The organism is Dellaglioa sp. CoH-57-MRSF-21, assembly GCF_056781915.1.
In genome coordinates this window covers 1-395 of the sequence record NZ_JBXAXU010000082.1, presented here as the reverse complement: position 1 = coordinate 395, position 395 = coordinate 1, and the positions used below count along the sequence as shown (strand labels likewise).

The 395-nt window shown below is 57.0% G+C and carries 1 protein-coding gene; it reads left to right on the top strand.

Going from position 1 to position 395, the window contains the following annotated elements; translation table 11 throughout:
• On the top strand, positions 1 to 395 hold a 395-nt coding region (locus AC1RPQ_RS08030; RefSeq protein ID WP_481762267.1), incomplete at both ends, for a hypothetical protein.

The following is a 395-nucleotide window of genomic DNA, read 5'->3' as shown; positions in this document are numbered from 1 at the left end:
AATACGATCCGGCCAATGACATTGCAAATGAGGTGGCTCCGGAAGACGTGGCTAAGCCCACAAGTGCTACTAAAGCGGCGGCTATACCCAAGACCATTGAGGCCAAGCGTACGCCGCAGCTGCTGTCCGTGGTTCCGGGGTGGGTCTGGAAATGCGGTAAGTTTCGGTGGATGCCTCAGGACTTCGGGACCGAGAACGAGCGCATGAAAGAACGCGTGATCGACTCGTCGAAGCAGGATCAGAGCATTGGTATGTTTCTGGACGACCCGACGACGCCCATGCTCTACTGCGTGGCGGGTTCTCCCGACGATCGACAAGCCTTGTACTTCGCGGCCTATCTTGTGCAGGAATTCCAAAAGCGCAGCCGCGAGGAAGTCGTGTGGCACAACCTATAC